General features: G+C 59.7%; 16 protein-coding genes. 11 read left to right on the top strand and 5 right to left on the bottom strand.

Annotated elements, in window-relative coordinates; all coding sequences use genetic code 11:
* The first annotated feature begins 1 nt into the window (after position 1).
* From MWL89_RS15895 to MWL89_RS15885, 3 genes are all read left to right on the top strand, one after another.
* Positions 2 to 580: a 4Fe-4S dicluster domain-containing protein gene (locus MWL89_RS15895; protein WP_244387368.1), complete on the top strand. Its 579-nt coding sequence runs from the start codon at positions 2 to 4 to the stop codon at positions 578 to 580.
* A complete protein-coding gene (locus MWL89_RS15890; RefSeq protein ID WP_244387367.1) occupies positions 577 to 1440 on the top strand; it encodes a TorD/DmsD family molecular chaperone in 864 nt (287 codons plus the stop codon). The genes MWL89_RS15895 and MWL89_RS15890 overlap by 4 nt, the downstream gene beginning before the upstream one ends.
* A 286-nt stretch (positions 1441 to 1726) precedes the next feature.
* Positions 1727 to 2440 (top strand): LytR/AlgR family response regulator transcription factor, encoded by a 714-nt coding sequence (locus MWL89_RS15885; protein ID WP_102380284.1) that lies wholly within the window; start codon positions 1727 to 1729, stop codon positions 2438 to 2440.
* Between the two features lie 113 nt (positions 2441 to 2553).
* On the opposite strand, the gene MWL89_RS15880 is transcribed toward MWL89_RS15885, so the two are convergent.
* The 4 genes from MWL89_RS15880 to MWL89_RS15865 all read right to left on the bottom strand — a co-directional run bounded on the left by MWL89_RS15880 (position 2554) and on the right by MWL89_RS15865 (position 9805).
* Entirely contained in the window at positions 2554 to 5628 is a 3075-nt protein-coding gene (locus tag MWL89_RS15880; protein ID WP_244387366.1) for a mechanosensitive ion channel domain-containing protein, read from the bottom strand.
* A 14-nt stretch (positions 5629 to 5642) separates the two neighbouring features.
* Positions 5643 to 6473, bottom strand: a complete 831-nt coding sequence (locus MWL89_RS15875; protein ID WP_244387364.1) for a transporter substrate-binding domain-containing protein — start codon at positions 6471 to 6473, stop codon at positions 5643 to 5645.
* A 258-nt stretch (positions 6474 to 6731) separates the two neighbouring features.
* Positions 6732 to 7961 carry an MFS transporter gene (locus MWL89_RS15870; RefSeq protein WP_244387362.1) on the bottom strand — a complete coding sequence of 410 codons (1230 nt, stop codon included), beginning with the start codon at positions 7959 to 7961 and terminating at the stop codon, positions 6732 to 6734.
* Between the two features lie 161 nt (positions 7962 to 8122).
* Positions 8123 to 9805, bottom strand: coding sequence for an FAD-binding protein (locus MWL89_RS15865; RefSeq protein ID WP_244387360.1), 1683 nt, complete (start codon positions 9803 to 9805; stop codon positions 8123 to 8125).
* A 224-nt stretch (positions 9806 to 10029) separates the two neighbouring features.
* Here MWL89_RS15865 and MWL89_RS15860 point away from each other — a divergent pair, with 224 nt between their 5' ends.
* From MWL89_RS15860 to MWL89_RS15835, 6 genes are all read left to right on the top strand, one after another.
* Entirely contained in the window at positions 10030 to 11502 is a 1473-nt protein-coding gene (locus MWL89_RS15860) for a helix-turn-helix transcriptional regulator (protein ID WP_244387358.1), read from the top strand.
* A 128-nt stretch (positions 11503 to 11630) separates the two neighbouring features.
* Complete coding sequence (locus tag MWL89_RS15855; protein ID WP_244387356.1) at positions 11631 to 13358, top strand: glucose-6-phosphate isomerase; 1728 nt, start codon at positions 11631 to 11633, stop codon at positions 13356 to 13358.
* 58 nt (positions 13359 to 13416) lie between these two features.
* Complete coding sequence (gene hypF, locus MWL89_RS15850; RefSeq protein ID WP_244387354.1) at positions 13417 to 16011, top strand: carbamoyltransferase HypF; 2595 nt, start codon at positions 13417 to 13419, stop codon at positions 16009 to 16011.
* Positions 16012 to 16099: 88 nt separating this feature from the next.
* Positions 16100 to 16405 carry a HypC/HybG/HupF family hydrogenase formation chaperone gene (locus tag MWL89_RS15845; RefSeq protein WP_244387352.1) on the top strand — a complete coding sequence of 102 codons (306 nt, stop codon included), beginning with the start codon at positions 16100 to 16102 and terminating at the stop codon, positions 16403 to 16405.
* Positions 16406 to 16407: 2 nt separating this feature from the next.
* Entirely contained in the window at positions 16408 to 17484 is a 1077-nt protein-coding gene (hypD, locus tag MWL89_RS15840; protein ID WP_102380276.1) for a hydrogenase formation protein HypD, read from the top strand.
* Positions 17485 to 17648: 164 nt separating this feature from the next.
* Entirely contained in the window at positions 17649 to 18938 is a 1290-nt protein-coding gene (locus tag MWL89_RS15835; protein WP_102380266.1) for an amidohydrolase family protein, read from the top strand.
* Between the two features lie 192 nt (positions 18939 to 19130).
* Here the strand turns inward: MWL89_RS15835 and MWL89_RS15830 are convergent, their stop codons facing one another.
* On the bottom strand, positions 19131 to 22841 hold the full coding sequence (locus tag MWL89_RS15830) for a S8 family serine peptidase (protein WP_244387349.1): 3711 nt from the start codon (positions 22839 to 22841) through the stop codon (positions 19131 to 19133).
* A 633-nt stretch (positions 22842 to 23474) separates the two neighbouring features.
* Here MWL89_RS15830 and MWL89_RS15825 point away from each other — a divergent pair.
* On the top strand, positions 23475 to 24956 hold the full coding sequence (locus tag MWL89_RS15825) for a cytochrome ubiquinol oxidase subunit I (RefSeq protein WP_244387345.1): 1482 nt from the start codon (positions 23475 to 23477) through the stop codon (positions 24954 to 24956).
* A gap of 8 nt (positions 24957 to 24964) precedes the next feature.
* Positions 24965 to 25993 carry a cytochrome d ubiquinol oxidase subunit II gene (gene cydB / locus MWL89_RS15820; RefSeq protein WP_244412616.1) on the top strand — a complete coding sequence of 343 codons (1029 nt, stop codon included), beginning with the start codon at positions 24965 to 24967 and terminating at the stop codon, positions 25991 to 25993.
* Positions 25994 to 26079: the final 86 nt, after the last annotated feature.

Raw genomic sequence — 26079 nt, 5'->3', positions numbered from 1 at the left:
CATGAGCGAAGGCTTTTATTTTGATCAGACCCGCTGCATTGGGTGCCGTGTCTGCCAAGTGGCATGCAAGGATCGCTTGGGTCTCGAGCAGGCTGGACCGCAGACGAGGGGGGTGGTAACGTTCGAGGCGGGTGCGTACCCCTCTGCTACGATGTACCACACTTCGGTGTCGTGCAACCACTGCGAGAATCCTGCGTGTGTTGCAAACTGCCCGACGGGAGCCATGTATAAAAGTGCCGACGGGATCGTACTGCATGATGACGACGTGTGCATCGGCTGCAAAACCTGCATGTCGTCGTGCCCTTACGGTGCGCCGCAGTATTCTGAAGAAAAGGATCTGATCATCAAATGCGATAGCTGCAAGGCGCTTCGGGAGGCTGGCATGAATCCCGTCTGCGTCGACGCTTGCATGACTCGCGCACTCGATTTCGGCGATACGGAAGAGTTGAAGTCGATGTACGGGAGCGATCTGGTAAGCGAGTTGCCGTGCCTTGGTGGTGCGGATATTACAGCTCCGAATCTTCTTATAAAACCATCCGACGCTGCGATGGGGGAGGATTATCGGGAGATAGTGCTATGAGCGAGAATCCGGATTCGGCAATCGAGGAGACAGCGGTTCGCGATGAGCTGCTGTCCCTCGAGGCTCTGCTGATAAGCAGATGCTATTTGTTCGCCTTGTTTCATAAAGCTTTCGGAGGAGAGCCGAATTCGCTGTTTTTGGAGTCGATGGCTTCGACGATAACCGTTGATGTAGTCAACGAGTACGCGCATGCAGACGAAACAATGGGAAAACTCGAGGTTTTTATCAGCGGCCTTTCCGATAAGGCGAGGGATGCTTCGTTTCTCGATGAGGCAATTACGGAATATGCGCTCTTTTTCGAGGGGCCTGCCGATCTTCCGGCCTATCCGTGGGAGGCTCCCTACATCAGTCACGATGCAACTGTCTTTCAGAAAAGCACGCTGACGATTCGGGAGGCGTACCGATCATACGGTCTTCAGGTAAAGCTGTTCCAGCACGTACCCGACGATCACGTTTCGACCATGTGCGCGTTTATGGGCCATCTGGCGGATCGATCGCTGACCGCTTTTCGGGATAGGCGCTTCGGCGATCTCGGCGTTTTGCTGGGGGATCAGTACAGGTTCGTTCGAGACCATTTGAACAACTGGATTCCCGAATACGCAAAGCTCGCTCGCAACGCGAAGACGGCTTGCTTGTATCCGCAGCTCATCCATGGGATGCAGGCTTTTGCCCGGTTGGATGAGGTTTTTTTGGCAGAAACCCTTGTTTGGCTCGGCGGCTCTTCCGCCGAAGCTGCTGTTGCTTGCAACATGTCTTATGAAGCGCCCTCGGCGTTCGCAGCGGTTGAAAACATCCTCGCTCGGTTGAACGAAATCAGGCTTGTCGGCATCGAAGAAAACGAACTCGTCGAGGTAGCCTAGATACTGAGGTGTTCGCTGGCTTGGCGATGATGCCCGGGAGGCGGTCGGTGTGCGTTGCATGGCCGACCGCCTCTGGTGTTTGCAAGGGCGTTTTGGTGCTAATCGACGCCACTGCGTGTAGCACGACTTCGCGGCAGCCGCCCAATCGCCACCGGCCTGTTTCCCTCCGCTTACCGCCCGCCTCATTCCTGATTCTTCGCGTTGCGCGTGATTCTCATGTGATCGGCTCAACTTGCTCTATAATGGGGCTTGTTACATCAGCCTTGCGCAGCGATTTGGAGGCCCCATGTTGAAAGCAATGATCGTAGACGACGAAGCGCCCGCGCGGTCAGAACTCAAATACCTGCTTGACGAGCTCGGCCAGACCGAAGTGGTTGCCGAGGCTGCCAGCGTGCGCGAGGCCATCGAGAAGCTCAAAGAGTATCCATGCGATGTCATGTTTCTCGACGTGAACATGCCCGAGGCCACCGGTCTGCAACTAGCCGAAGCTTTGCAGCATCTGAAGTTTCCGCCCGCCGTTGTGTTCGTAACGGCCTACAGCGAATTCGCGCTCGACGCCTTCAAGGTGAACGCGATCGATTATCTGGTGAAACCCGTTGAGACCGAGCGCCTTTCGCAGGCTATCGCTCGTGTGCGCGAACATGTTTCGCTGCACGTCAAGGCGCAGCGTTCCGAGCGCATCCCGGTTGAAAAGGGCGGCAAGAAGATTCTTATCGGCATCGACAAGATCCGCTTCGTCATGGCGCGCGACGATTACGCGTACCTGCAAACCGATACCGACCGCTATTTTTCGACGGTGAGCTTGGCTCAGCTCGAGAAGCGCTTGGACGGGCACGGGTTCTTCCGCGTGCATCGCGGCTACCTCGTGAACCTCTCGCTTGTCGAGGAGATCGAATCGGTTTCGGGCGGCACGCTGCTGCTCACGCTTGACGGCACCGATGAGAAGATCCCCGTTTCGCGCCGCCGCGTTTCCGCACTCAAGAAAGCGCTCGGGCTATAAAAGCAAAAAGAAGTGATTGTTCGAGGGGTCGGCGTTTTTATAGTGCCGACCCCTTGTCGTTGCACTTTTAAAGCGCCGACCCGCGCTTGCATGCGGATCGGCGCGAACGTGCGCTACCGCTCTTCGTCCTCCTCGTTGCCGAGGTCTTTTGCGGCGTTCTTCTGCTCTTCGTTGAAGAGGTCGGCTGTGCGCTTTTCGGCTTCAGTCGCCTTGCGGTACTCGACGGGTTGGTTGAGTACCACCTGCGGGTACGGAATGCTGATATCGTACTTGTCGAAGAGGAGCTTCATCTCGCGGTTCAGGTCGCGTTCGAGCTGTATGCGGTCCGATTCGTCGCACTGGACGACGATGCGGATGTTCACGCTGTTGTCGCCGAGCGAGACGACGCCCTTGTAGAACGGGCCGTCCTGGATGGCCGGCAGGCGCTTGCGGATGAAGGGGAGCTCCTGCGCGAGGATGTTCTCCACGCGTTCCAACGATTCACCGTACTCGATGCCCACGTCGCATGAAGCGTAGGACGATTGCTTGGTCATGTTGATGACGTCGCTCACGTTGCTGTTGCGGATGACCTTGATGTTCTTGGAACCGTCTTCGATCTTGGTGGTGCGTACGCCGATTTCGACAACCGTGCCGCGCCAATCGCCGACCATGATGATGTCGCCGACGCGGAACTCGCCCTCGAAGATGATGAACAGCCCCGAGAGGATGTCGGACACGAGCTCTTTCGCGCCAAAGCTGATTGCGATCGACAGGATGCCGGCTGAGGCGAGCAGCGTCGTCGTATCAACGCCGATGAGCGCCAGGCAGTAGTACAGCATGCCGATGATGGTTCCGTATTTGATGAAGCTCCCCACTAACCTGCATACGGTTTCGCCACGTGCTCCGAGTACGCCCGAAAGCAGACGCAGGAGCTTTTGGACGATGGTGGCAACGGTCATGGCCACGCAGGCAAACATGATGCAGGCGGTGATAGCGAAGATGTTCAACCCGCGCTGCCATTCGCCGCTCAAGATGTAGGAGAAGATGGAGCCGCTGCCGAAGATGCGATCCTGGAACACTACGGCTATAAATACCGCAAGCACCGATATCGCAGCGAGCCATTGGGCGACCGAGAGGATCTTCTGCTCAGCGGTTTTCTCGTTCCACTTGAACGACCTGTTGATCCAGCGGCTTGCCGCCGATTCCGTTTTGATCGTGCGCCCGCTGGGCATCTTCACGTCGATCATGCGCTGTTCGGCATCCGTCCCGTTCTTCGGCTTGCCTGCGAATGAAAACTCGCGGTCGAATGCAAGCAGCAGGAAAATGATGACGAGGCATGCGAGCGCGATGCCGCCCGTTATGAGCGTGAGGGGTACGCGCTCTTCCATGAGCTCGCCTTCGGTACCGGCAACGTAGAGATAATAATTGTCCGTCTCGAGCGACGAGGCGTAGTATTGCTTGGAATCGATGGTTATGTAATCGCAGTAGCCGTCTTTGAGCTGGGATTCGGTCATGCCGTGAGCCAGGGCTTCCTTGCCGAGCAAGCGATCGTCGGGGAAGTACGCAAAGGTGTTGTCGGCCTTGTCCACGGCGAAGGCGAATCCGTCGGTGCCCACTTTCACGCCGTCGAGGATGCTTTCGATCTGGACGCTGGCGAGCAGGTTTTCGAGGCGGGTCGGACGGATGCCGATTTGCACGAAGCCGTCGGCGCCTCCTTCGGCATCGTACAGGGCTACGCCGATGTATTGAGCCATCTCGCCTGAGATTTCATCGGCTTGGGGCTCTTGGACAACGTACTCCACGCCTTGCAGCAGCTGGCGAAACTCGTAGGATTGGTCGGTAGGATCGTCGCTCAACACGAAGTTCGTATACGTGGAATTCGTTGCCGTCAGGGTTCCCGCCGCATCGAATACGAACACGCTCTTGATCTGCAGAACGTCTGCCAGCTCTTGCAGTTTATCCCTGGTTGCAAGAGCGGGATTGCGCTCGATGATGTAGGCGGCCGTCTCGCATTTGCTCAGGTAGCGTTCGCCGTATTGCGCGGTGAGCTCGTCTGCTCGGGCCTCTGCGCGCTGGATGGTGCCTTCGATCTCGTTGACACGCTCGTTGTTGGCGACGGATTCCGAGGAAAGTGCGAACAGGGTTTGCATATAGAAGGATATGACGAGAATGCCCAGGAATCCCACCAGCGACAGCACGGCCGCCTTCTTGCCGATGGTCTTGTTGTAGCGCAAAGGCCCGACAGGGCTGTAGTCTTCGAAATCGTGTCCTCGGCGTTCGTCTTCCCGCATTACGAAGATGCCGTACGTGATGATGATCGTCATGACCGCAAAGAAAACGAAGAGGATAACGCCAACCGTCACGTTGCGCGACGCGGTCATGTCGCTTTCGGGAACCGCAGCGATGTAATATGCATCGTCGATCTTGCTCACGCCGCAATAGAGCTTTTCGCCGTCGAGGGTCATCCAGGTGAAAGCGCCGTCTTCAAGGTCGGTCACATCGATCCCGCCGTCGAGGGCGTCGCTTCCGACGAGGTTCGACAGCGGGTGGTACTCGATCAAGTAATCGCGGCCCGACACCGCAAACATATAGCCGTGCTGACCGATGCTGATGTTCTTGAGCACGCTTGCCGTCGATCCCGTGTCCGCGATAAGTTGGTAGAGCTCCTCGGGATTCTGCTCGATCACGACCATCGTGGAATCGTCGATGCGGGCGGCGTAGTAGCGATCCCACCAATCCTGTTCGGGCAGCTCCGCTTCCACCGCGGCAGAGGGTTCGCCGTCATCGAATACGGTTCTGAGTTGGTTGAATCGGCTTGAGGAGAAGTTCTGGGGGGGGGAATTATATGCTCTGGCGACGATCGTTCCGTCGCGGTCGACGACCATGACGTTATCGACGTCGAGCAGCTCGCAATACTCCGCCATCTTCGCGTCGGTTGCTTCGAATCCGACGTTGTTGTTCGCCATGAAAGCGACGCTTTCGGCTTTCGATTGGTATATTTCGTCGTAGGTGACGGTGTTCTGCTCGGTCTCTTCGTTCGCTTCGGCAAGGAGGGTCTTGAGATCGCTCGCCTCCTGCTTCATCTCGTCGGTATAGCTGTCGAGCGAGAGGCTGCTTTGCATCGTAGTAAGCGATACGGCCATGACGGCCAAGCTCGCTACGGCTACAACGATGAGGATGGCTGTTTTCACCTTGAGTTTTCTTGACATGCGATGCACCGTTCCTAATCCCATTTGTCGATCAGCGCGTCGATGGTTCCGTCATCGAGCATTGCCTGGATGACGTCTGCGACCGGCCGGCTTAAGTCAGAGCCCTTTTGCGTGGCAACGCCGTATTGCTGGTTCGCGATCTCGGTGTCGAGAAGGCTGCGATCGTCGGTGAGGTACGTTTTGGCGATGCTTCCGTCCATGCATGCCACATCGATGGTTCCCCTCTCAAGCGCCTGGCTGAGTTCCTGGTATGAGGGAATCTGCTGGAGGTAGAACGTATCGAACTGCGTGCCCGCCCCATCTTCGCTTTGGGAGACGACCTCGCCGTTGGTGAAGCCCATCTCGGTGAGCTTGATTGCGAGCTGCGGAGCGGTGTTCGATCCCGACATGGTGCCGAACGTCATGCCCTTAAGTTGATCGATATCGGTGATGAGCGAACTGTTCTCCACCATCATGATGGCGGCGTCGTTGTAGTAGGCAGGCGAGAAATCGAAATTCTCAAGACGCGTATCGGATATGGAGTAGCAGGCAACGAGGCAATCGACCTCGCCGTCGAGAAGCATCTCCTTGCGCGTCTCGGGCAAGACGCTTACGAATTCGACGTCTGCGTAACCGAGCCGATCGGCCAGTTCTTCGGCGATGTCGATCTCCAAGCCGTAGTAGTTGTTCGTATCTTCGTTGAGATAGCCGAAGTTCATAACGTCGCTGCGAACGCCGACGCGCAACGTGCTGCTGCCCGAAGCGTTGGCTTTGTCGGTATTGCCGGTACAGCCGGACAGCGGTGCCAGCGCAAAAGCAAGAAGCACGGCGGCGAACACAAGCGCACCCCGTCTTACACCTCTCATGTGCAATCCTCCTGATGAACGTTATGAAGCCGCATGCATACGTCGGCTCGTCCGCTCTGATGTGCACGCTCGTATCGCTCGGGCGGCGGTATCAGGGGATTCGATGACAGACGTGCGTATGCGGCTTCGTGTGCCTTTCCACCATTGTATATGCGAGTAACTGGGTGAGGGAGAGGTCGCGCAGCGGTACAACTAATGGTTAAAGCGCTGCGTAGCCTCGGAGTTCGCGGAGGCTTGCGGCTGCGCGCGCAGTCGTCCTTAACGGGGTTGCCGAGCGGCCTTCGCTTCCTGCGCAAGGTTGGGTGGCTTGCGGTTGCGTGCGAACACGAGAAACAACGCAGCCGATACGAGCGGCAGCGCGGCGAAGCAAAGGTACATGCCCGCATAGCCGAGCGATGCCGCGATCCAGCCCGAAACGACCGATCCGATACCGATGCCGCCGTCGAAGCCGATGAGGAAGGTAGCGTTCGCTGCACCGCGGTGCTCGGGCTCGGCGTCGGCGACCGCCATGGTTTGCAGCGTCGAATTGCAACCGGCGAACCCGAAACCGTAGAGAAAAGCGGTCAGCACGAACATCCCAAGCGAGTGCGCTTGGGATAAAACCACAAGCCCCACTATGACGAGCACGATTCCCGGCAACAGGATCGGCGCGTACCCTTTTCGATCGACGATGCGACCGAGAAAGGGGCGCGAAAGCGCGACGGCGATCGCGTAGGCGGTGAAGAAGAACCCAACGTTTTCGACGCCCTGCGACGAGGCGTGGATAGCCAGGAACGTGACCAGCGAACCGTATGTTGCGCCCATGAAGAGCATGATCAGCGCCGGCAGTACCGACGATCGGTTGAACATGCTTGAGAGATGCAGCGATGCCGGTTTTTTCAACGTGCGGTATTTGAGTGTGCTGGCGAAAGCGAACGCCAAGGCCAGCGTTGCGACGGCCACCATCACGACGGGCACCATGCCGTTCGCGTGAAACAGTTCGAGCGCAACGCCGGGCGCAATGGCGAACGCGAGGCTTGCCGAAAGCGCGAAGAGCCCCATGCCTTCGCCGAAGCGTTTCGGCGGTATGATGTCGCTCGCTACCGTCGAGCTCGAAGTACTCGTGATGCCCCATGCGAGCCCATGGACGAAGCGCAGCGCTAATATGATGCCGACAACGGGGATGAAGGCGAACGATGCCGATGCGAGGCCCATGAACGCGATGCCCGCTAAAAAGATGCCCTTTCTTCCGAATCGATCGAGGATAATGCCGCAGAACGGACGAACGAGCAATGCCGATACCGTGGTGATCGCGGTCACCCAGCCGAGTGCGGCATCGTTCGCACCGAGGGATTGCAGGTAGACGGGCAGCACGAAGGGAAACGTCTGCCAACTGCTGAAGATGAGGAAGTTCACCGCGGCAATGAGAACGAAGTCTTTCGTCCGGAGGGTTTGCTTTGCGTCTTCGGGTACCACGAGCATCCATTCTCTTGATTCGATACGACACATGGTATCACCAGAAGCAATCGGCGACGGCGATCGCGGGCGGTTGCGGACTAACGAGCGGCTGCGGGCCAGCCGATCTGGCCGCAGAAACCCTTGATGCGCGCTGCGAGGGCCGAGCGAACAGGATCGCTCGGCTCTCTAGCAACGGGAGGGGGGAGTCGAGGTTACGCGATGGCCAGAACGTCTTCTTCCGTGACGGGCTTGGAGGCTTCCAGCTTGCCGCCTGTTGCGGCTTGGATTCCGCAGATGCGACCGGTCATGATGCAATGGCCTGCCGACATGCCGCCCTGATACATCGACCAGTCGGGGCTGCCGCACAGCTGGCCCGCGCTGAAGCCGGTTACCCAGAGATTCGGGATAACGGCGCCCTCTTTGTTCAGGGCTTGGTAGTTCTCATTCACGGTGACCCCGGCGCACAGGGCGGAAACGCGTACATGTTTGTGGATGCCCCAGAACGGCGCCTTCTCGATCTTCTTGAGGTACTTCTGCGCCTTGCCGAAATCGGCGTCGAATCCCGCGTCGCAGAGCTCGTTGTAGCGTTCAACCGATTTCTTCAGGGCATCGGCGGGAATACTGAGCTTTTCAGCCAGTTCGTCGAGGGTGTCGCAGCAGTACGTGTCGATGAGGCCTTCGATAACGTTCGCGCCGCTTTCGGCAGAACGATCCATCTCGACGTCGGGCATGTAGGGCTTCATCTTTTCTTTTTCGGTCGGCTTGCCGCCCCATTCGGTGACGGTTTCGAAATAGTCGTCATCGAAAATCTGCGAGTACCAGCCGGGTTTCGGCTGGTTGCGTAGGACGCAGTTGATTTCCTCGAACACGCAGTCTTCGTTCATGAAGCGCTCGCCGTTTTCGTTGACGTTGAGGAACGGCTCGTTGTACATGGGGCCCGAATCGAAATCGTGCATCATGTGGGAGTGGCCGACGGGAACGAAACCCGCGCCGACCGCCATGCTCATGAGGATGCCGTCGCCTGTCTTGTTGACCTGCTTGCGGTCGAATTCCTTGACGTCGGGGCAATAGCGCTCGACAAGGCTTTGGTTGTTCTGGTAATCACCGGTCGAGAGGATGACGCCCTTCGTGGCGTTGAACTTGATGTAGCTGTTGCCCTGCTTGCCGACGATGCCCGTTACGGCTCCCGATTCATCGGTTATCAGCTGAACGCCGGGGGTCGAATAGAATATCTCGACACCCTGTTCTGCTGCATAATCGGCAAGGTGCTCGATCATGGTGCCGTTGTTGTACGGCTTGGGGCCGAACATGATGCTGCGCCTCGAGCATTTGCTGCCGTCGTCGTACGTGGTTACCGCAGTCGGGCGAACGTTGTAGGGCGGAAATCCCGCTTCGGCGCTGCGAACCTGAAGCCAGCGGATGGATTCGCCGGAATACTTGCAGTACGTTTCAGCAAGGCCTCGATCGGCGCGCCAGCGGCAGTCTTCCAGGTAACCCTGCAGGTAGTTTGCGATTCCCTGCTCGTCGCTTTCGTCGAGTAAAACGCCCGAGCACGTTCCGCCCTGCGCGATGGCTTTCGATTCCTTTTGCAGCAGGGCGACGGTTGCGCCCTCCTCGAGGGCGGAAAGCGCCGCGGGAACGCCGCCCGTGCCGGCGCCCACGACAACGACGTCGTAGGTTTTCTCTTCGGAGAACTCGGTGATGGGGGTTATCTCCGCTGCCGAAACCTCGAAGTCTTGTGCGGTTAGCCCGTCGGGGTACTGCACGCCTCCCGCATCGGGTGCAGCGCTTGCATTGCCGTCGCCTGCCGGCGAGCAGGCGACCATGCTCGCGCTTGCGGCTGCCGCCCCGGCGACGAGCGCGCCTTTGAGAAAATCGCGTCGATTGAGTTCCATGACAGAACCATCCCTTCCTTGGTGTTCCTTTTGCCTTCAGATTGCGGCGGGCTTCCGATAGTCGATTGCTCGCGACGAGTTTTCGACTCGGTTGCGCGAATGCCGAATTCGCATATCAAACCTACCAACGAGGATAGATTTTTTCCTACCACAAACGGTATGAAGTTGCTTCGAACGAGCGTTTCGACAGCCGTTTTCTGGTATATATGTCTTCGGGAGGAAAGATGATCAAACGCTTCGCACGCACATCTCTGCACATAGGGGTAGCCGTCATCGGCTTTGCGTGCGCGCTTTTGGTGCTTGAGATCCAACGAATGCCCGCCGTTCACCATGTCAATTTCTCCATGTTCGCCCCTGCTCCGTATTTTGTCGAGGTTGCCTTCATCCTTGCGCTCGCCGCGGGGTACGGCGCGAAAAAGACGCTGCGCATTTCCTCACCGAAGATCGCTCGCGTGGGGATTGCTGTGGTTGCGGCCGCATTCTCGCTGTTGGCGGTATCCGGAGCAGAGTTGCCGAACGATGGGGCTGTGCTGGCGACGCAGTCGTTGTACCGAATCGGGAGCGCTTGCCTTCTGCTGTTTTGGGGCGAACGCCTCGCCGAGCTAGGTGCGCGAAGGTCAGCGCTGGTGTTTGCGGCCGCTTGCCTTGCGTCGGGTTGTATCACCCTTGTCCTGTCGGTGCTCGATCAAGGCATTTCGTACGTCCTCGTCTGTGCGCTTCCGTTGGTTGCGGGCGCGTGCTTCATCGTCTACGAACCCAAAATCGTCTCGGTTGACGGCGCGGCGGAAGACGAGAAACTCGATGACGAGCTCGCTCGCCCCCTTCCGCGATTCTCGTGCGGAAGCAAAAGGGAGACGGTTGTGGCTTTCGGCCTGATCGCGTTGCCGCTGCTTTGCCGCGGGCCGTTCGTATCCATCCAGTCGGTCTGGATGCCGTTTCAAAGCGACTCGCTCGTGACGTTTCTGATCCAGCTCAGCATAGGGTGCGGTGTGCTTATCGCGGGGGCTGTGGCCCTTCTCGTGGTTTTGCGGGTCTGGAATCGTAATTTCATTCTCGTGTTCGAGCTGTTCGTATTGCCTATCACGTTTCTCGCGTTCTACGCATCGCAGGCGTCGGCCGATCTGTGGTTCATCTACCTGCTCATCATCGATGCGACGTACAAAGTGACGCTGTTCTATCTGTTTGCCACGCCGTTTTTGTTTTCCGATCGGATCAATCCGCTGCTTCCCCTGTTGCTGTCGTTCGCCTTGATGATTTTTGCGCGAGCGGCTTCGTCTGCGCTGTACGCAATGCTGCCCGCAGCTACGTTCGCTGCGATAGCTTCGGTGATCGTGCTGGTGACGTTTATCGCAGGCGGCATATTGGCCTTTCTCATGATTCAGAAGAACCTGGTTTCGGCCACATCCGATACCGGGGAGTCGGCTGCTCTGGAGGTTCCGGAAAAAGATTCATGTGCGGTACTGATAAAGCGGTTCGGACTCACCGCCCGAGAAGGCGAGATCCTCGTCCTCCTTGCCCAAAAGTACCATGCGCCCTACATCGCAAAAAAGCTCGTCGTAAGCCAATCGACGGTGAAGACCCACATGCGCAACATCTACGCGAAGCTCGAAGTCCATTCGCAGGCCGAGCTGTACCTGTTACTCGAGCAGATCGAAAACGAGATCGAGGTAATCGACGAACCTGCGCACGAGGGGTGAGTGCGTCTACGACAAAATACCACGTCAGAACTAGGAAATAACGTCCCATTCGGGAGGATATGCGGAGATGGACCTTATCCTGAGCGTGTCTGATAGAATAGGGGGACTTTCGCAGAAAGAAGGTCCCAATGTTAGTCGGTGAAGTTGAGAAGCTCTACCCCTCTGCAAAGATGCTGGTGAAAGAAAAGGTAGCCAGCAGAATCCTTGCGAAGGATGCGAGTCTCTACGAGTTTTCTGATGACGCAAGCGCATGCGCTGCTGAATACATGGGCTGGACCGATTTGGCCAGCAACCCCCCGTATCCCCTTGGGGATATCCAGGCATTTGCCGACGATGCGATCGCCGGCGGGCTGAAAACCGTCGTGCTGATCGGCCAAGGCGGCTCGACGCAGGCGCCTATGACCATCACCAAGTACAACAAGGTCGATTCGGGGATGGTCTCGTTCAAGACGCTCGATTCCGATTCCCCGGTTCGCGTACGCGGCATCTTGGCCGAGGTGAAACCCGAAACAACGCTGTTCATCATCTCGTCGAAGAGCGGCGGCACCATCGAGCCGAGGCTCGCGCTGCGCGCCGTGCGTAACGAGCTTGCCGAGTGCGTGAGCGAAGAGGACCTCGTCAAGCGGCTCGTCGCCATCACCGATCCCGGTTCCGAGCTTGAGAAGCAGGCGAAGGAAGAGGGCTGGGCCGCAGTGTTCCCGGGCGAGCCGACGGTTGGCGGACGGTTCTCCGCGCTCTCGGTATTCGGGCTTTTGCCCGCAGCGCTTGTGGGCATCGACCTGCGCGAACTCATGGACCATGCGATCGAAGCGGAGCGTCGCTGCAGCGAAGACGCCATCGACAATCCCGCCGTCGGCCTTGCGGCCTTCCTGTACGACAACTACCTGCAGGGTCGCAACAAGTTCTCGTTCCTTACGCCGAAGCGCGGTCGCGTGCTCGGCCTGTGGATCGAGCAGCTCGTTGCCGAAAGCCTCGGCAAAGGCGGCCAGGGGATCCTTCCCAACATCGAGCTCGACGCGCTGCTGCTCAACAAGGATACGGGCGATCGCACGGCGATCGTTTATCAGACGAGAACCGATCTGTGGGACGAGCGCAAGAACTTCGAGATGAGCCTTGCGTACCTTGATCCTGCCATACCCCGCCTCAACTTCAAGATCGACAACGCAGCCGAGCTTGCCGAGCATTTCGTCATGTGGGAGTACGCCATCGCGATGTGCGGCTACCTCATGCGCGTATGCCCGTTCGACCAGCCCGATGTGGCTTCGGCAAAGCAGGCGGTGCTCGGCATTTTGCGCGACGGCCAGCCAGCCCCCGATTTTGCCGAGGATTACATCGGCGATGTGCATACCGGTGAGGTTGAGGTTACGGTTGCCCCGATGTTCGACGGCGTATCCGATCTGCGCGGAGCGCTCAGGGCGCTGCTCGGCAGCATCAAGCCGGGCGACTACTTCGCTGTAAATGCGTTTCTCCCGTTCACTGGCGAGGGGCGTCGCGAGGCGCTTGAGACGATTCGCCATGGCGTGGGCGTCACCTGCCGCGTCGTCTCGTGCCTCGAGGTCGGTCCCCGTTACCTGCATTCCACAGGCCAGCTGCAAAAAGGCGGGCCGAACGACGGCGTGTTCCTCATCCTGTCTGCCGACGAGCTCAAAGATATTCCGCTCGATCAGGAGGCGGAAAGCCTCGGCGCGTTGGCGAAAGCCCAAGCGGCGGGTGACCTGATGACGCTTGCCGACCGCGGGCGCCGCTGCATCCATATACATCTCCCCGATCATTCGGGCGTCACGCTACGCGCGCTGTCCGAGCTGGTGGTCGAAGTGCTCGAAGAACTCGAGCAGGAGGCGGCGGAAAAAGAATAGGATCCGCGCCGTCGTGCTGCACCGCGTTGCGGATTCGCGTCCCTAGAAGGATTTTGCGATGATCGAGGCTCTAGACATTCAAGTCCGCGGAATCGTACAAGGGGTGGGATTCCGCCCCTTTGTTTACCGTATGGCGAAAAAATACCTGATCAACGGTTGGGTTCTCAATGCAACCGACGGTGTGTTCATCCACGCAGAGGGCGAGGGCAAGCTGCTTGACGAGTTCGTGATCGAGCTTTCGGAAAACCCGCCCGCCGCTTCGCAGGTTGACGAGCTGTCGCTCAAGGAGGTGCCGCTCGAGGGCTTCGATACCTTCGAGATACGGTTTTCGGATGCTGGAGCCGTGGAGAAGACCACGCTCATTTCGCCCGATTTGGCAACGTGCGAGGATTGCGCCCGCGAGTTTATGAACCCCAACGATCGGCGGTACCGCTACCCGTTTATCAACTGCACGAACTGCGGGCCGCGGTTCACGATCATCGAGAAGCTCCCCTACGATCGCAAGAACACGTCGATGAAGGAATTCCCGATGTGCCCTCGGTGCCAGAGCGAGTATGACGAGCCGCTCGACCGGCGATTCCATGCCCAGCCGAACGCCTGCTTCGAGTGCGGTCCGAAGGTGAGTTGGCGCGAAACCGATGCGGCAAGTGCTTCGGCCTCGGACGGCGCTTCGAGCGATACAGCGGACGCTTCAAGCTCGGACGGCGCTTCTGCCGATACCGCGGGTGGTTTGGCGCAGAACGTCGAGGCGGACGCAGCCGAGTCGGCGGGCGGCCAGAACGTCGAATGGGGCACTACGCGCGAAGAGAGCGATGCGATATTCGCGAAGGCGGTACGGTTCCTGCGCGACGGCAAGATCCTCGCCGTCAAGGGCCTCGGCGGTTTTCACCTGGTGTGCGATGCCGATAACGAGAAGGCGGTTGCCGAGTTGCGCCGCCGCAAGCGTCGAGAGGGCAAGGCGTTCGCGGTCATGATGAAAGACATCGCAGCCGTTCGCCGCGTATGCGAAGTGAACGACGCGGAGGAGCGCCTGCTCACGGGCTCCCAGCGCCCGATCGTACTGTTGAAAAAGCGGGCCGACGCCGGGTTCGCCCCGGGGCTTGCCGACGGCCTTGCCGAGCTCGGCGTCATGCTTCCCTATACGCCGGTGCAGCATCTGCTGCTGAACGATTACGACGGTATGCTGGTGATGACGTCGGGCAACATTCACGACGAACCCATCGTCACCGATGACGGGGAGGCGTATCGCGTGCTCGGCGGCATTGCCGACGCCATCCTCGGGAACAACCGTGCGATTCGTGCGCGCTACGATGACTCGGTCGTGCGCGTGCTCGATCTCGGCGCGGCAGGTCCGGTGATCCAGTTCGTGCGACGCGCTCGCGGATATGCGCCGATGCCGCTTGCGCTGCCCGAGATCGCCGTGGACGAGGCCGGCGAAACGCGGGAGGCCAACGCCGCCGCCGATGCGCCCGATGAGGCCGAAGCCGAACCCGCATCGCTGTTCGCGACGGGTCCCGAGCAGAAGAACACCTTCTGCCTCACGCGTGACGGCGAAGCGTTCGTTTCGCAGCATATCGGCGATATGGAAAACGCCGAGACCTACGACGCCTGGCTTGCCGCAAAGGCGCTCTACGAGCGGCTGTTCGAGATTGCGCCCGAGCGCATCGCGTGCGATATGCACCCAGAGTATCTGACGAGCAAGTGGGCCCATGAGCAGGATCTTCCCGTGTACGAGGTGCAGCATCACCATGCCCATATCGTATCGGTCATGGCGGAAAACAAGCTGGTCGGGCCGGTTGCGGGCTTCGCATTCGACGGAACGGGTTTTGGGGCCGACGGCAATATGTGGGGCGGGGAAGTGCTGCTCAGCAACCTTTCTGCGTACGAACGGTTTGCGAACTTCGCCTACGTTCCCATGCCGGGCGGTGCTGCGGCCATCAAGAACCCGCTGCGGATGGCCTACGGCGTGCTATGGGCGTTCGACCTGCTCGACCATCCTGCGGCGAAGGACCTTCTCGAACAGCTTGGCGAGGCGGCGGAGGTGTGCGGCCAGATGATCGACCGCGGACTCAACACGCCGCTCACCTCGTCGGTCGGCCGTCTGTTCGATGCGGCATCGGCCATGCTCGGCATCTGCATTGCGCCAAAGTACGAAGGGGAGGGAGCTATCCTGCTCGAGGCGGCGATCGGCGATAGAGCGGCCAACCGCGAAAAACGAACAGATGTTTTATGTGAAACATTCGACGCCGATGCTGAAGCCGACGCGGCCGAGCGCTACGCGATCGACATCGTCAAGAACACGGCGACGGCCGAAAGCACGGCGCTCGATACGTCGGTGGTGCTCTACGATGCCGCTCCCGTATTCGAGGCGTTGCTCGACGACAAAGCGGCTGGGGTGCCGGTCGGGTTGATCGCGCGGCGGTTCCACGATGCGTTTGTGACGGCGATCGTGCAGGGCGCGCGGCTGATTCGCGCAACGTACGGCATCGAGATCGTGGCGCTTTCGGGAGGCGTATTCTTGAACCGCTATCTTATGGAGCACGCGATTCCGGCGCTGGCCGATCAGGGATTCACGGTCGCCATCAACCGCGATCTGCCGCCGAGCGATGGCTGCATCTCCTTCGGGCAGGCTGTGGTAGGATTGCGCTTGTAACACGGATAAGCGTAGTGCGGTGCGCGATGCGCTATTTGCTGCGAGCGCGCAGCGGATGCGATCGCGCCGCTTCTGAAAGAAGGCAGTTATGTGTTTGGCAATTCCTGCGAGGATCACCGAGCTCAAAGACGACCATATGGCGACCGTCGACATCCTCGGTGTAACCCGTGATATATCTCTCGATCTGACTCCGCAGGCGGGCGTCGGCAATTTCGTGCTCGTGCACGCGGGCTTCGCCATCGAGGTGGTCGATGAGCAGTACGCCCAGGAGACCATCGATCTTATCAAGCAGTTTCCCGAGCTTGCAATGGACGACGTTCCGCAAGCGGCACCGCAAGGCGCTTCGGCACCATCCCTCGGCGGGGGTGGCTCTCTCGGCTCGTTGGGGCTGTAGCCATGGATCTCTCCCAGTTCAAGGATCCGAAACTCGCCCGCGGGCTTATCGATTCCATCGGATCGCTCGCCCCCGAGCAGGCGACGCTTATGGAAGTGTGCGGAACCCATACGGTCGCCATCGCGCGTAACGGCATCCGCAACCTCATGCCCGAGGGCATCCGCCTTGCATCGGGGCCCGGTTGCCCGGTGTGCGTGACGTCGAACCGCGATATCGATACGGTCATCGCGCTCGCACGCGTCGAGAACGTGACGATCGCCACGTTCGGCGATATGACGCGCGTGCCCGGTTCGACCTCGAGCTTGCTGAAAGAGCAAGCCGCCGGCCGTTCGATCCAAATCGTGTACTCCCCGCTCGACGCGCTCAATCTTGCCCAGGACTGCCCCGATCGTGAGATCGTTTTCGTGGGTGTGGGCTTCGAGACGACGACGCCGCTTGTCGCCATGTCGATCAAGCGCGCGAAGGCCATGGGCCTCAAGAACTTCTCGGTCTTCGCCGCCCACAAGAACATGCCCGGGGCGCTCGAAACCATCGTGAACGACCCCGAGCTCAAAGTGGATGCGCTCATCCTCCCCGGCCATGTGAGCACCATCATCGGCATGGAGCCCTATCGGTTCTTGGCCGAAAAGTACGGCATCGCCGGGGTGATTACCGGATTCGAGCCGGTCGATGTGCTGCAGGGAATCGCCATGATCATGCGGCAGCTTCACGAGGGTCGCGCCGAGATCGAGATCGCCTATGCCCGCGGCGTCATGGCCGAAGGCAATCCGACGGCGATGGCCGCCATCGACGAGGTGTTCGAAACGTGTCCCGCCATCTGGCGTGGTTTGGGCGAGATCCCCGATTCGGGCTATCGCATTCGTCCCGAGTACCGCGAGTTCGACGCGGTACTGCGCTTCGACCCCGAAATCGAACCGACGCAGGATCCGAAAGGCTGCCGCTGCGGCGATGTGCTGCGCGGCATCATGGCGCCGAACGAGTGCCCGCTGTTCCGCAAGGTCTGTTCGCCGGAGAACCCCGTCGGTCCCTGCATGGTATCGAGCGAAGGCAGCTGCGCCGCGTACTACCGCTACTACTGAGGGTGCGTGTAGGTTGCCGTTCGGTCGAACGGCATTCGGTCAATCGGTACACGGTATTCTCGAAAGGTAATCCGGCTAGGGATCTCCTACGTGCTTTTTGTTCCCGATGCGTCAGCGAGCGGTATACTGGCGCTGCAAGGCATTCACGGAAACGAGGCTGGCTCATGGACTACGTGCTTTCAAACTGCAACCTGTTCGATGGAACATCGGATGAGGAAAATCTGCGAGAGGGCGTCGATATCTACGTGCGCGACGGCTCTATCGCCGCAATTACCGATCATGGCGAGGTGGAACCCGGCTTCCAGCGCATCGATTGTGCGGGCAAGTACGCCATTCCCGGCTTGATCAACCTACATGTGCACCTGTTCGGCACGGGCAAGCCGAGCAAGGCGCTTTCGGGCGGCGGCGGTGCGCAGATGCTCATCAAAATCACCAAAACTGCGCTCGGTGCGAAGGTGCTCGATTCGATGGTGAAATCGGGAGCCCAGGCGCAACTTGCTTCGGGCGTAACCACGGTGCGTGCAGTGGGAGATTTCCATTGGTCCGACGTGCGTTTGCGTGACCGTATCAACGCAGGGGCGGTGCGGGGTCCGCGTCTGCTCGTATCGGGTCCGGCGATCACGGTTCCGGGCGGGCACGGTGATGGAACGTTCGCGCAGACGGCGACCGATCCCGAGGAGTTGCGCGCGCTCGTTCGCAGCCACAAGGAGCACGGCGTCGATTTCATCAAGATATGCGTAACGGGTGGCGTGATGGATGCCAAGGTGAAAGGCGAGCCGGGCGAGCTCAAAATGAGTCTTGAGCAGACGGCGGCAGTATGCGATGAGGCCCATAAGCTCGGCTTCTACGTGGCGAGCCATACCGAAAGCACCGAAGGCGTACGGGTGGCGCTCAGCGGGGGAGTCGATACCGTCGAGCATGGAGCTCCCGCAACGCCCGAGATCATCGAGCTGTACAAGCAAACGGGGTCGGCCGACATCTGCACGATCTCGCCTGCCATCCCCCTGTGCAAACTCGATCCGAGCGTGACGCTCATGAACGAATTCACCCAGTTCAACGCCAACGTGGTGTTCGAGGGTATCGTCCAGGGCGCCCGCGATGCTCTCGACGCGGGCATTTCTGTGGGACTCGGTACCGATTCGAGCTGCCCGTTCGTGACCCAGTACGACATGTGGCGCGAGGTGTGCTATTTCGCGAAGCATGTCGGCGTCTCGCCCGCGTACGCATTGCATACAGCTACGCTGCTGAACGCCCGCATTGCAGGTATTGCCGAGGAAACGGGAAGCGTCGAAGCGGGCAAGTGCGCTGACATCGCGCTCTACGACGCCAATCCCCTCGAAGACCTTACTGTCCTTCGCACGCCGAGCATGGTTGTGTCGCGCGGATTGCTCGTCGAGCATCCGGCTGCCAAACGCCTTACGATGGTGGATGCGGAGCTCGATAAGCTGCTCTAGGCGAAGGCGAAGGCGAAGGCGAAGGCTCGGGCGCCGGGTTTTCGCACGACGGCATCCGCAGCGCGCGAGTCAGCAAAACCCGCGCGGTAATCCGCGCACAGCGAGCCCTGGTTTGCTCTGTGCGACGGCAGGTGCTTCAAGGCGGCAAAACGGGCGGTCGTCGATGCGGCCGCCCGTATTCTTCGAGTATGCCTACCGTCCGCTTTTGCTTCGACGGCGGACGGCGAAGCTGAGCGCGAGTGCCGCGAGGCTTGCAAGGCCGATGGCGGCGAGGAGGATCGTGTGCGGATCTCCCACCTTCGCTAACGTCGATCCTGGCTTGTCCGAGCCGCCGGGGTCGGGATCGCCGCCCGGTCCGCCGGTGTAGGAGAAGCGCGCTTCGATGGTGGCAGCTCCGGTCACAGGGAAGGTCCATACGGCATCGCCCGAAAGCAGCGTATTGTCAGGCGCGTACCAGCCGCTGAAGGAGTACCCGGCTTTCGGTAAGGCGCTCGCGGTAAAGCTGTCGCCGACGAGTACGCTGCTGGCTTCTGCCCAGTTCCCGCCCGAAGCGGTACCGCCGCCGCTTGCGGTTACGGCAACTTCGTGCAGATTGCTCGCAGAGGGCATGCGGTAGAGACCGGCGGTCGCCGCAGCGGCGGGTGCGATGCCGTCGGAAACAGACGAGGTGTCCAGAGGCGATTCGGGCGAATCGGAGAGAATCGCGTAGTACGAATCACCGAGTACGGTTGCCCCGAGCACCGGCTTGGCAGGATCGGCCGAGTAGGGGCTCGTCTCCCATGCATCGGCTGCAGGGTCGTACGAGAACAGCGTGCCGTACGAAGTGAGCGAATCGCCGATGAAGTGGATGCGTTCGCCGTCGGCTACCGGATGGTAGCGGCAGAGCGCGGGGCTGTCGATGGCGGGAATGTCGTTCGAGGGACTCTTCTCCGTCCATGCGGTTCCGTCAAACACATAGGGAACGAACTGCCTCGTCTGCGAAATGCCCTCTTCGGCGGTGCCGAACGAGATGAGGAAATCGCCGAGCTGCGTCATGTAGCCGAAATCGCAGACGGTGCCATCGGTGTCGGTCGGGCCTCCGATCACCTCGGACGTCATGGCTACGGGGTCGATCAGAAGCAATCCGAACAAGGTGTCTTCCTCGGAGATGCTCGAGCTTGCCAAAGCTATTCGGCCGTTGTAGGTACCCGCCTGAACCGCATCGGCCGAAGCGAGCCCGTCCACGGCGAACGGATCGCCAAGGCTCTCCCACGCGCCTGTCGCCGCATCGTAGCGATACAGCCAGGCGAGCATCGTGTAGATGGGGTTTTCCGCCTGCGGGTCGTTAGTCGTGTAATAGGCATCGACGGCGTAGAGTTCGCCGTTTGCCGCAAGGTAGTACAGGTTGCTTGCGTGTCCGCTCTCGATGCCTTCTGCCGAGGGCAGGTTCGTCCATGCGTCCGTAGATACGTTGTAGGAATATACCGCTTCGCCCGAATCTCCGGCAAAGTAGACAACGTCGCCGTCGGTGAGCAGACGCTGGTAGTTGAGCATGCTCGAGGAAAGCTCGAAGGGAACGTCGCTTATGCGTTCGAGAAGCTGCGTTTCCGCAGTGTCGTCGGGGAAGAAGTAGCGCGCCTTGTAGGTGTGGCCGTTCTTTTCCACGTTGACGCGATGGTAAGCGTTGTCGGCATAGGCCGATGCATCGAAGGAGGTCGTCATGCCGTCAGGCGCTACCGTTGCCGATGCAGGCGTGTTGTCGATGATGACAGTCGCTCCGTCAAGTGCCCGTCCGTGAAGCGTTGCCGCACCATCCTCGAAAGTGAGGGCGTAGCTTGTGGGATTAAGGGTGCCCGCCGCCTGCACGGCCTCGTCGAAGACGAACCGCCCGCCCGAGGCGATCTTGCCCTGCTCGGTGGAAACGAGGCTCTCGGTGCTGCCGATGAGTCGCCCGCGAAGCTCGAGGGGCGATTCGACATCGCCGTACAGCGAACACAGCGCCGCATAGCAGCCCGCGAGCGTCGGGGTTGCCATCGAGGTTCCGCTCATGATGCCGTAATTGCCGGTTGGAGTCCCGAGGCCGAGGTCGTCGAGGTAGAGCGTGGTGGTCTGCGTCTCTTGGTTGGCAGGCAGCAAAACCAGCTTGACCTCGAGTGTCGGAGATCCGCCGGCAAGGGCGGCAGGGTCGGCGATCTTGTAGGTGACATCGGAGTACTGATGGCTTGGCATCGCTGCGATCTCGACGGAACCCGTGTCGCCGACGAGCTTGACGGCCGCCTGGGCCGAGAGCACGCCCGACGCAGGAGTTTGCCGTTTGCCCATGAAGCCGAGGTAGAGGTCTTCGGGCACGTCTGCAGCCGAGAGGCCGGCGAAAGGGTTGGGTATGTTTAGGGAGAGCTCGACGAAGCCGTCCGGCTCGAAGTCGGCGGTTACCGAGAGCTGCTTCGAATGCCCGTTCTGCTGAAAGCCCCCTGAAACGAGATCGAGCGTAACGGGCACTCCCGGATTGGCGCTTCCGTCCGGATTGTAATACGCGGCCACGATGCCGAGGTCGGCTATTGCGGTTGCGATATCGGGGTAGCTGTCGAAATCATGCAGCGCATAGTTCACGGCTTTCTGCGTCGTCGGGGTGCCCGGTTGCGCCGTTGCGCCGACCGACGAGATGTAATGCTCGCCCACATTTGCCGAGAGCGTCGAGAGGATCGACGAGCCGCCGATGGCCACATCGACGATGGTCTCGTTGTAGTTGGTGAAGTTCGAAAGCGTTCCGTCGGGATCGGCAGATGCCACGACGATGGCGTAAGGGCTTGTGGTATCGGCGGGATGGTTCGGGGTCGGTCCAACGTCCATGCCGTCGTTTCCTGCGGCGATGAAGGTGATGACGCCCGCGCGGCCGATCTGGTCGATGGCGAAATCGATGATGGCGGAGTAGCTCGGTCCGCCCCACGAGCAGTTCGTGGCGACGACGTTCTCGCCCGCCATCTTGGCTTTGAGCACATAGGCGAATGCTCCGATGCACGAATCGTCGTAAATGCCTGCAGTGGCATCGCTCACCTTGAGGCCCATGATGCGCGCCTGATTGGCCGAAGTGCCGGAGAGGCCTTCGCCGTTGCCGGTTTGTGCGGCGATGGAGCCTGCGCAATGCGTACCGTGCGACGTGACGTAATCGGTGCCGTCGGGCATGGGATCGTCGTCGTAGGTGCCGAAGTCGTAGCCGTGCTGCCCCTCAAGCCCGATGGTTCCCGGATTGTTCCACATAACGCCCGCGAGATCGGGATTGGTGTAATCGACACCCGTGTCGATGACGGCCACGATGGGGGAACTTGTCGTTGGGGCACTCGTCGTTTTGCCAGCCGCTTCGAGCGCATCGAACGCCGCCTCGAAGTCGATGCCTTTTGCGGCGGGGTGCGAGGTGGTGCCGTTGCCGAGCGACCATTGGCCCGTTTCATAGAACGGGTCGGAGGCGGGGTCGTATGATGAGATGGTGCGCAGGTAGTTCGGCTCGGCTGCGAGTACGTCGGGCATGGCTTCGAGCTCGGCGATCATGGTCGCCGTGTCGGCGCCGTCCTTCTTCACGAGTGCAACGGAGAGTGAATCGGGATCTTCATCGAGAAGGGAGAGCGGGCGGGCGATCGCATCGGAGGTGGGGTCGGCTGCTTCGTCGGGCACCGTGAAGTCCCATGTGTTCTCGATCGTGTATCCGTCGAGAACGTTTGAGCGAGCGGATATGCCTCCTGCCGAGTTGGCGAGCAGTACGAGCGCCTCCCCCTCGGCGTACGTGCCCTCGACGAGGTCGAGGGGTTGGCTGCCTTCGGTTGCTTCGGCGTACTGCGTCGAACCCGAAACGAGCGGAACGAGTCCGAATGCGAGAACAAAGGCGAGAAAGACTGCGATGATAGCGGAAAGGGGACGGCGTGCGGTCATGGGTCCTCCAATGGATGTCGTGCCTGCGATCAAACCCGCAGCTCGGCTACTGGCAAAACGCTGCCGGAGCTATCGGTCGAACGAGGGCATTCGTTCGCAGGAACAAGCAATAAAACGATAGCGGTAATAGTAGCATAATTTACTTAAGATCTTCCATAAATGGACGAAGTATTCGGCAGGATACAGCTTATATTGATGTGCCTCCGTGCTAACGATTTGTGGGCAATAGGCGTGCTGTAGGCAATAATACGAACAAATGTTTCACGTGAAACACTGGTGGGAATCGAAAACTACGAATCCCACAATCTGTTATGGGGCAAGATAACGAGCAGGTAACAGCCGCACTACCTCGCAGTATCCAACGGACGACCCCCTTGAGAAACCTATTTTCGCAGGCGTATGATGGTATCGACATCTGCGCATCGCGGCTGTTCGTAAGAGAAAATACTCTAAATGATATAAAAAAAGTATCATTTACGGACACAAGGAGCGGTTTCGGTGCTAGAATGTCGACAAAGTTTCCAAGGGGAAACGCCGCTGGTATTCGTAACCGGTGCGTTGGGAGCGAGTCAGACGTCTCATCGCACGGGTAGCGAAAGCGGGTTCAACGCTTGATCAAAAAGGGGGTGTGCGATGGAGATCTTTTCTGATCCGACAATGTTGGCGCGAATTCAGTTTTACCTGACCGCAGGGTATCACTTCTTCTTTGTGCCGCTGTCCATCGGAATTGCATTGATCCTAGCCATCAACGAGACGAGGTACTATCGGTCTCGCAGCGAGAAAGACGCTGCTGCGGCCAAGTTCTGGGTGAAGATTTTCACCGCGACGTTTGTGGTCGGTGTGGCCACAGGCATCACGATGGAATTCTCCTTCGGAACCAACTGGGCGGATTACGCCCGCTTCGTCGGTGACATCTTCGGTGCGCCGCTCGCGGCGGAGGCGCTGCTCGCCTTCTTCCTCGAGTCGGTGTTCTTGGGCGTGCTGCTGTTCGGCCGCGACAAGGTTTCGCCGAAGTTCTATCTGGTGTCGTCTTGGCTGGTGTTCATCGGGTCGGCGCTTTCGGCGCTGTGGATCCTGATCGCCAATTCGTGGATGCAGACGCCTGCGGGCGCCGAACTCAACGCCGACGGCACGAGGGCGGTCATCACCGACTTCTTCGCGGCGGCCTTCAACCCGTCCACCATACCCCGCTACACCCATACGGTTGACGCCCTCATTATCATGGGCGCGTTCTTCGCCATTGCCGTTGCCGCGTACTATCTGCGCAAGGGCAAGCATACCGAGTTCGCCATGAAGACGATGAAGATCGGCGCGGCCGTCGGTATCGTGTCGAGCTGCCTCATGATCGTGTTCGCGCATTCCGCAGCGGTAGTGGTTGCCGAAGAGCAGCCTACCAAGCTCGCCATGATGGAAGGCATGTACGAATCGGAGGTTCCCCCGCTCTATGCGTTCGGCTGGGTCGACGAGGAATCGGGCGAGGTGCTCACCCCGTTCTACATTCCCGGCGGCACAAGCTTCCTTGCAACCGGTACATGGGATACCGAGTTCCTCGGCCTGAACGACCTCGCCGAAACCGAGCAGTACGCCGATCTCGACGTCGATTCGCTGCCGGTGAACGCTGTGTTCCAGAGCTACCACATCATGGTTGCCATGTACGGCCTCATCATGGTGTGCGTGATCCTCGCGCTCGTGTTCTCGTTCCGCAAGGGCAAGGTCAAGAACATGCGCTGGCTGCAAACGTTGCTGCTCATTTCGCCGGTGTTCCCGTTCATCGCGATCCAGACCGGTTGGTTCACCACCGAAGTTGGACGCCAGCCGTGGGTGGTCTATCCGTCGACGACGGGCCCTGACGGCGTGAGCTTGCTCACCTACAACGGCGTATCGCAATCGGTCTCGTCGGTTGAGATACTTATCACCTTGCTGCTGTTCGTGCTTGTGTACGCGTTCATCGCAGTGGCATGGGTGCGCATCGTGATGCACTTCATCAAGCAGGGGCCGGTTCTCGCCCCCGCAGGCGTCGGCATCCTCGGTGCCGAAACGGACGATGCCGACGAGGCGAAGGCTGCTTCGACGGTAAGCGACGACAAGGCTTCGGCGTCGAAAGGTGGTGAGTAGTCGTGGAAATGACATTCTTCCAAGTTCTCTGGTTCATCCTGATCTTCGTTCTCATCGGCGGCTACTTCGTGCTCGACGGGTTCGATCTCGGCGCGGGCACCCTGTACCCGTTCGTGGCTAAAAACGATAAGGAAAAGGCGATCGTGCGCAGGAGCATCGGTCCGGTATGGGACGGCAACGAGGTGTGGCTGCTCACGGCCGGAGGCGCGCTCTTCGCCGCGTTCGCTCCCGCCTATGCGACTACGTTCTCCGGGTTCTACCTGGCCATCATGCTCGTGCTGTTCAGTTTGATCGTCCGTGCGGTCTCCGTTGAATTCCGCGGCTACGATCCGAAGTGGGCGAGCATTTGGGACAAGCTCTTCTTCATCGGGTCGGCGCTTCCGTCGCTTCTGTTCGGCGTTGCGGTCGGCAACATCTACGCGGGCATTCCCATGAGCGCGGGCGGCGATTACATCGGCATTCCGCTTCTGGGGTTGATCACTCCGTTCACGCTGCTCACTGGTTTGCTCGGACTCTCGATGTTCCTCGCGCAGGGCGCTACCTGGCTCGCGCTCAAGTCGCCGAAGCCCTCCGCGCTGCGCGATCGTGCCGTGAAGGTTGCGTTCCCGATCCAGATTGCGGCGCTCGTGCTGTTCGTGATCGTTTCGATCTACGGTCACTTCATCGTCCAGCCCGATATGGTGCCCGAGCTTTCCGTGCTGCGCTTCCTGTTCGCGGCGATCGTGCTCGTGGGCATCGTCGGATCGATGGTTATGATGCGGAAGGGATCCGACCTGTGGGCGTTTCTGTGCCAGTCGGCAGGCGCGTTCTTCCTCGTGGCGCTGCTGGCTGCGTCGATGTTCCCGAACTTCGTGGTAGCATCGCCCGACAGCATCGGCCCGTCCATCACGCTCATGAGCGCCGCGGGCTCCGAGCTCGCCCTCATGTGGATGACCATCATCACGTGCGTGGGCCTGCCGCTCGTGCTCGTCTACCACGTCATCATCTACCGCACGTTCCGCGGCAGGGTGAAAGACGAGGATCTGAAGCACTACTAGGAGATTCGCTTCGCACGGTCAAAGTACCTACGGGAGCCGCCTTCGGGCGGCTCCTTTTTGATCGGTGCTATGGATTTGCGCTGCTC

This window comes from Raoultibacter timonensis (assembly GCF_022845715.1).
Classification (GTDB): Bacteria; Actinomycetota; Coriobacteriia; order Coriobacteriales; family Eggerthellaceae; genus Raoultibacter; species Raoultibacter timonensis.
The sequence above is the reverse complement of the archived record's forward strand: the minus strand, read 5'-3'. Positions and strand labels throughout refer to the sequence as shown.

Bases quoted from the DNA above. Each gene is read 5' to 3' on its own strand.
- cydB (WP_244412616.1), top strand. From the start codon at position 24,965: ATGACATTCTTCCAAGTTCTCTGGTTCATCCTGATCTTCGTTCTCATC.
- MWL89_RS15825 (WP_244387345.1), top strand. From the start codon at position 23,475: ATGGAGATCTTTTCTGATCCGACAATGTTGGCGCGAATTCAGTTTTAC.
- MWL89_RS15885 (WP_102380284.1), top strand. From the start codon at position 1,727: ATGTTGAAAGCAATGATCGTAGACGACGAAGCGCCCGCGCGGTCAGAA.
- MWL89_RS15830 (WP_244387349.1), bottom strand. From the start codon at position 22,841: ATGACCGCACGCCGTCCCCTTTCCGCTATCATCGCAGTCTTTCTCGCC.
- MWL89_RS15835 (WP_102380266.1), top strand. From the start codon at position 17,649: ATGGACTACGTGCTTTCAAACTGCAACCTGTTCGATGGAACATCGGAT.
- hypD (WP_102380276.1), top strand. From the start codon at position 16,408: ATGGATCTCTCCCAGTTCAAGGATCCGAAACTCGCCCGCGGGCTTATC.
- MWL89_RS15870 (WP_244387362.1), bottom strand. From the start codon at position 7,961: ATGTGTCGTATCGAATCAAGAGAATGGATGCTCGTGGTACCCGAAGAC.
- MWL89_RS15875 (WP_244387364.1), bottom strand. From the start codon at position 6,473: ATGAGAGGTGTAAGACGGGGTGCGCTTGTGTTCGCCGCCGTGCTTCTT.
- MWL89_RS15880 (WP_244387366.1), bottom strand. From the start codon at position 5,628: ATGTCAAGAAAACTCAAGGTGAAAACAGCCATCCTCATCGTTGTAGCC.
- MWL89_RS15860 (WP_244387358.1), top strand. From the start codon at position 10,030: ATGATCAAACGCTTCGCACGCACATCTCTGCACATAGGGGTAGCCGTC.
- MWL89_RS15845 (WP_244387352.1), top strand. From the start codon at position 16,100: ATGTGTTTGGCAATTCCTGCGAGGATCACCGAGCTCAAAGACGACCAT.
- MWL89_RS15890 (WP_244387367.1), top strand. From the start codon at position 577: ATGAGCGAGAATCCGGATTCGGCAATCGAGGAGACAGCGGTTCGCGAT.
- MWL89_RS15855 (WP_244387356.1), top strand. From the start codon at position 11,631: ATGTTAGTCGGTGAAGTTGAGAAGCTCTACCCCTCTGCAAAGATGCTG.
- hypF (WP_244387354.1), top strand. From the start codon at position 13,417: ATGATCGAGGCTCTAGACATTCAAGTCCGCGGAATCGTACAAGGGGTG.
- MWL89_RS15865 (WP_244387360.1), bottom strand. From the start codon at position 9,805: ATGGAACTCAATCGACGCGATTTTCTCAAAGGCGCGCTCGTCGCCGGG.
- MWL89_RS15895 (WP_244387368.1), top strand. From the start codon at position 2: ATGAGCGAAGGCTTTTATTTTGATCAGACCCGCTGCATTGGGTGCCGT.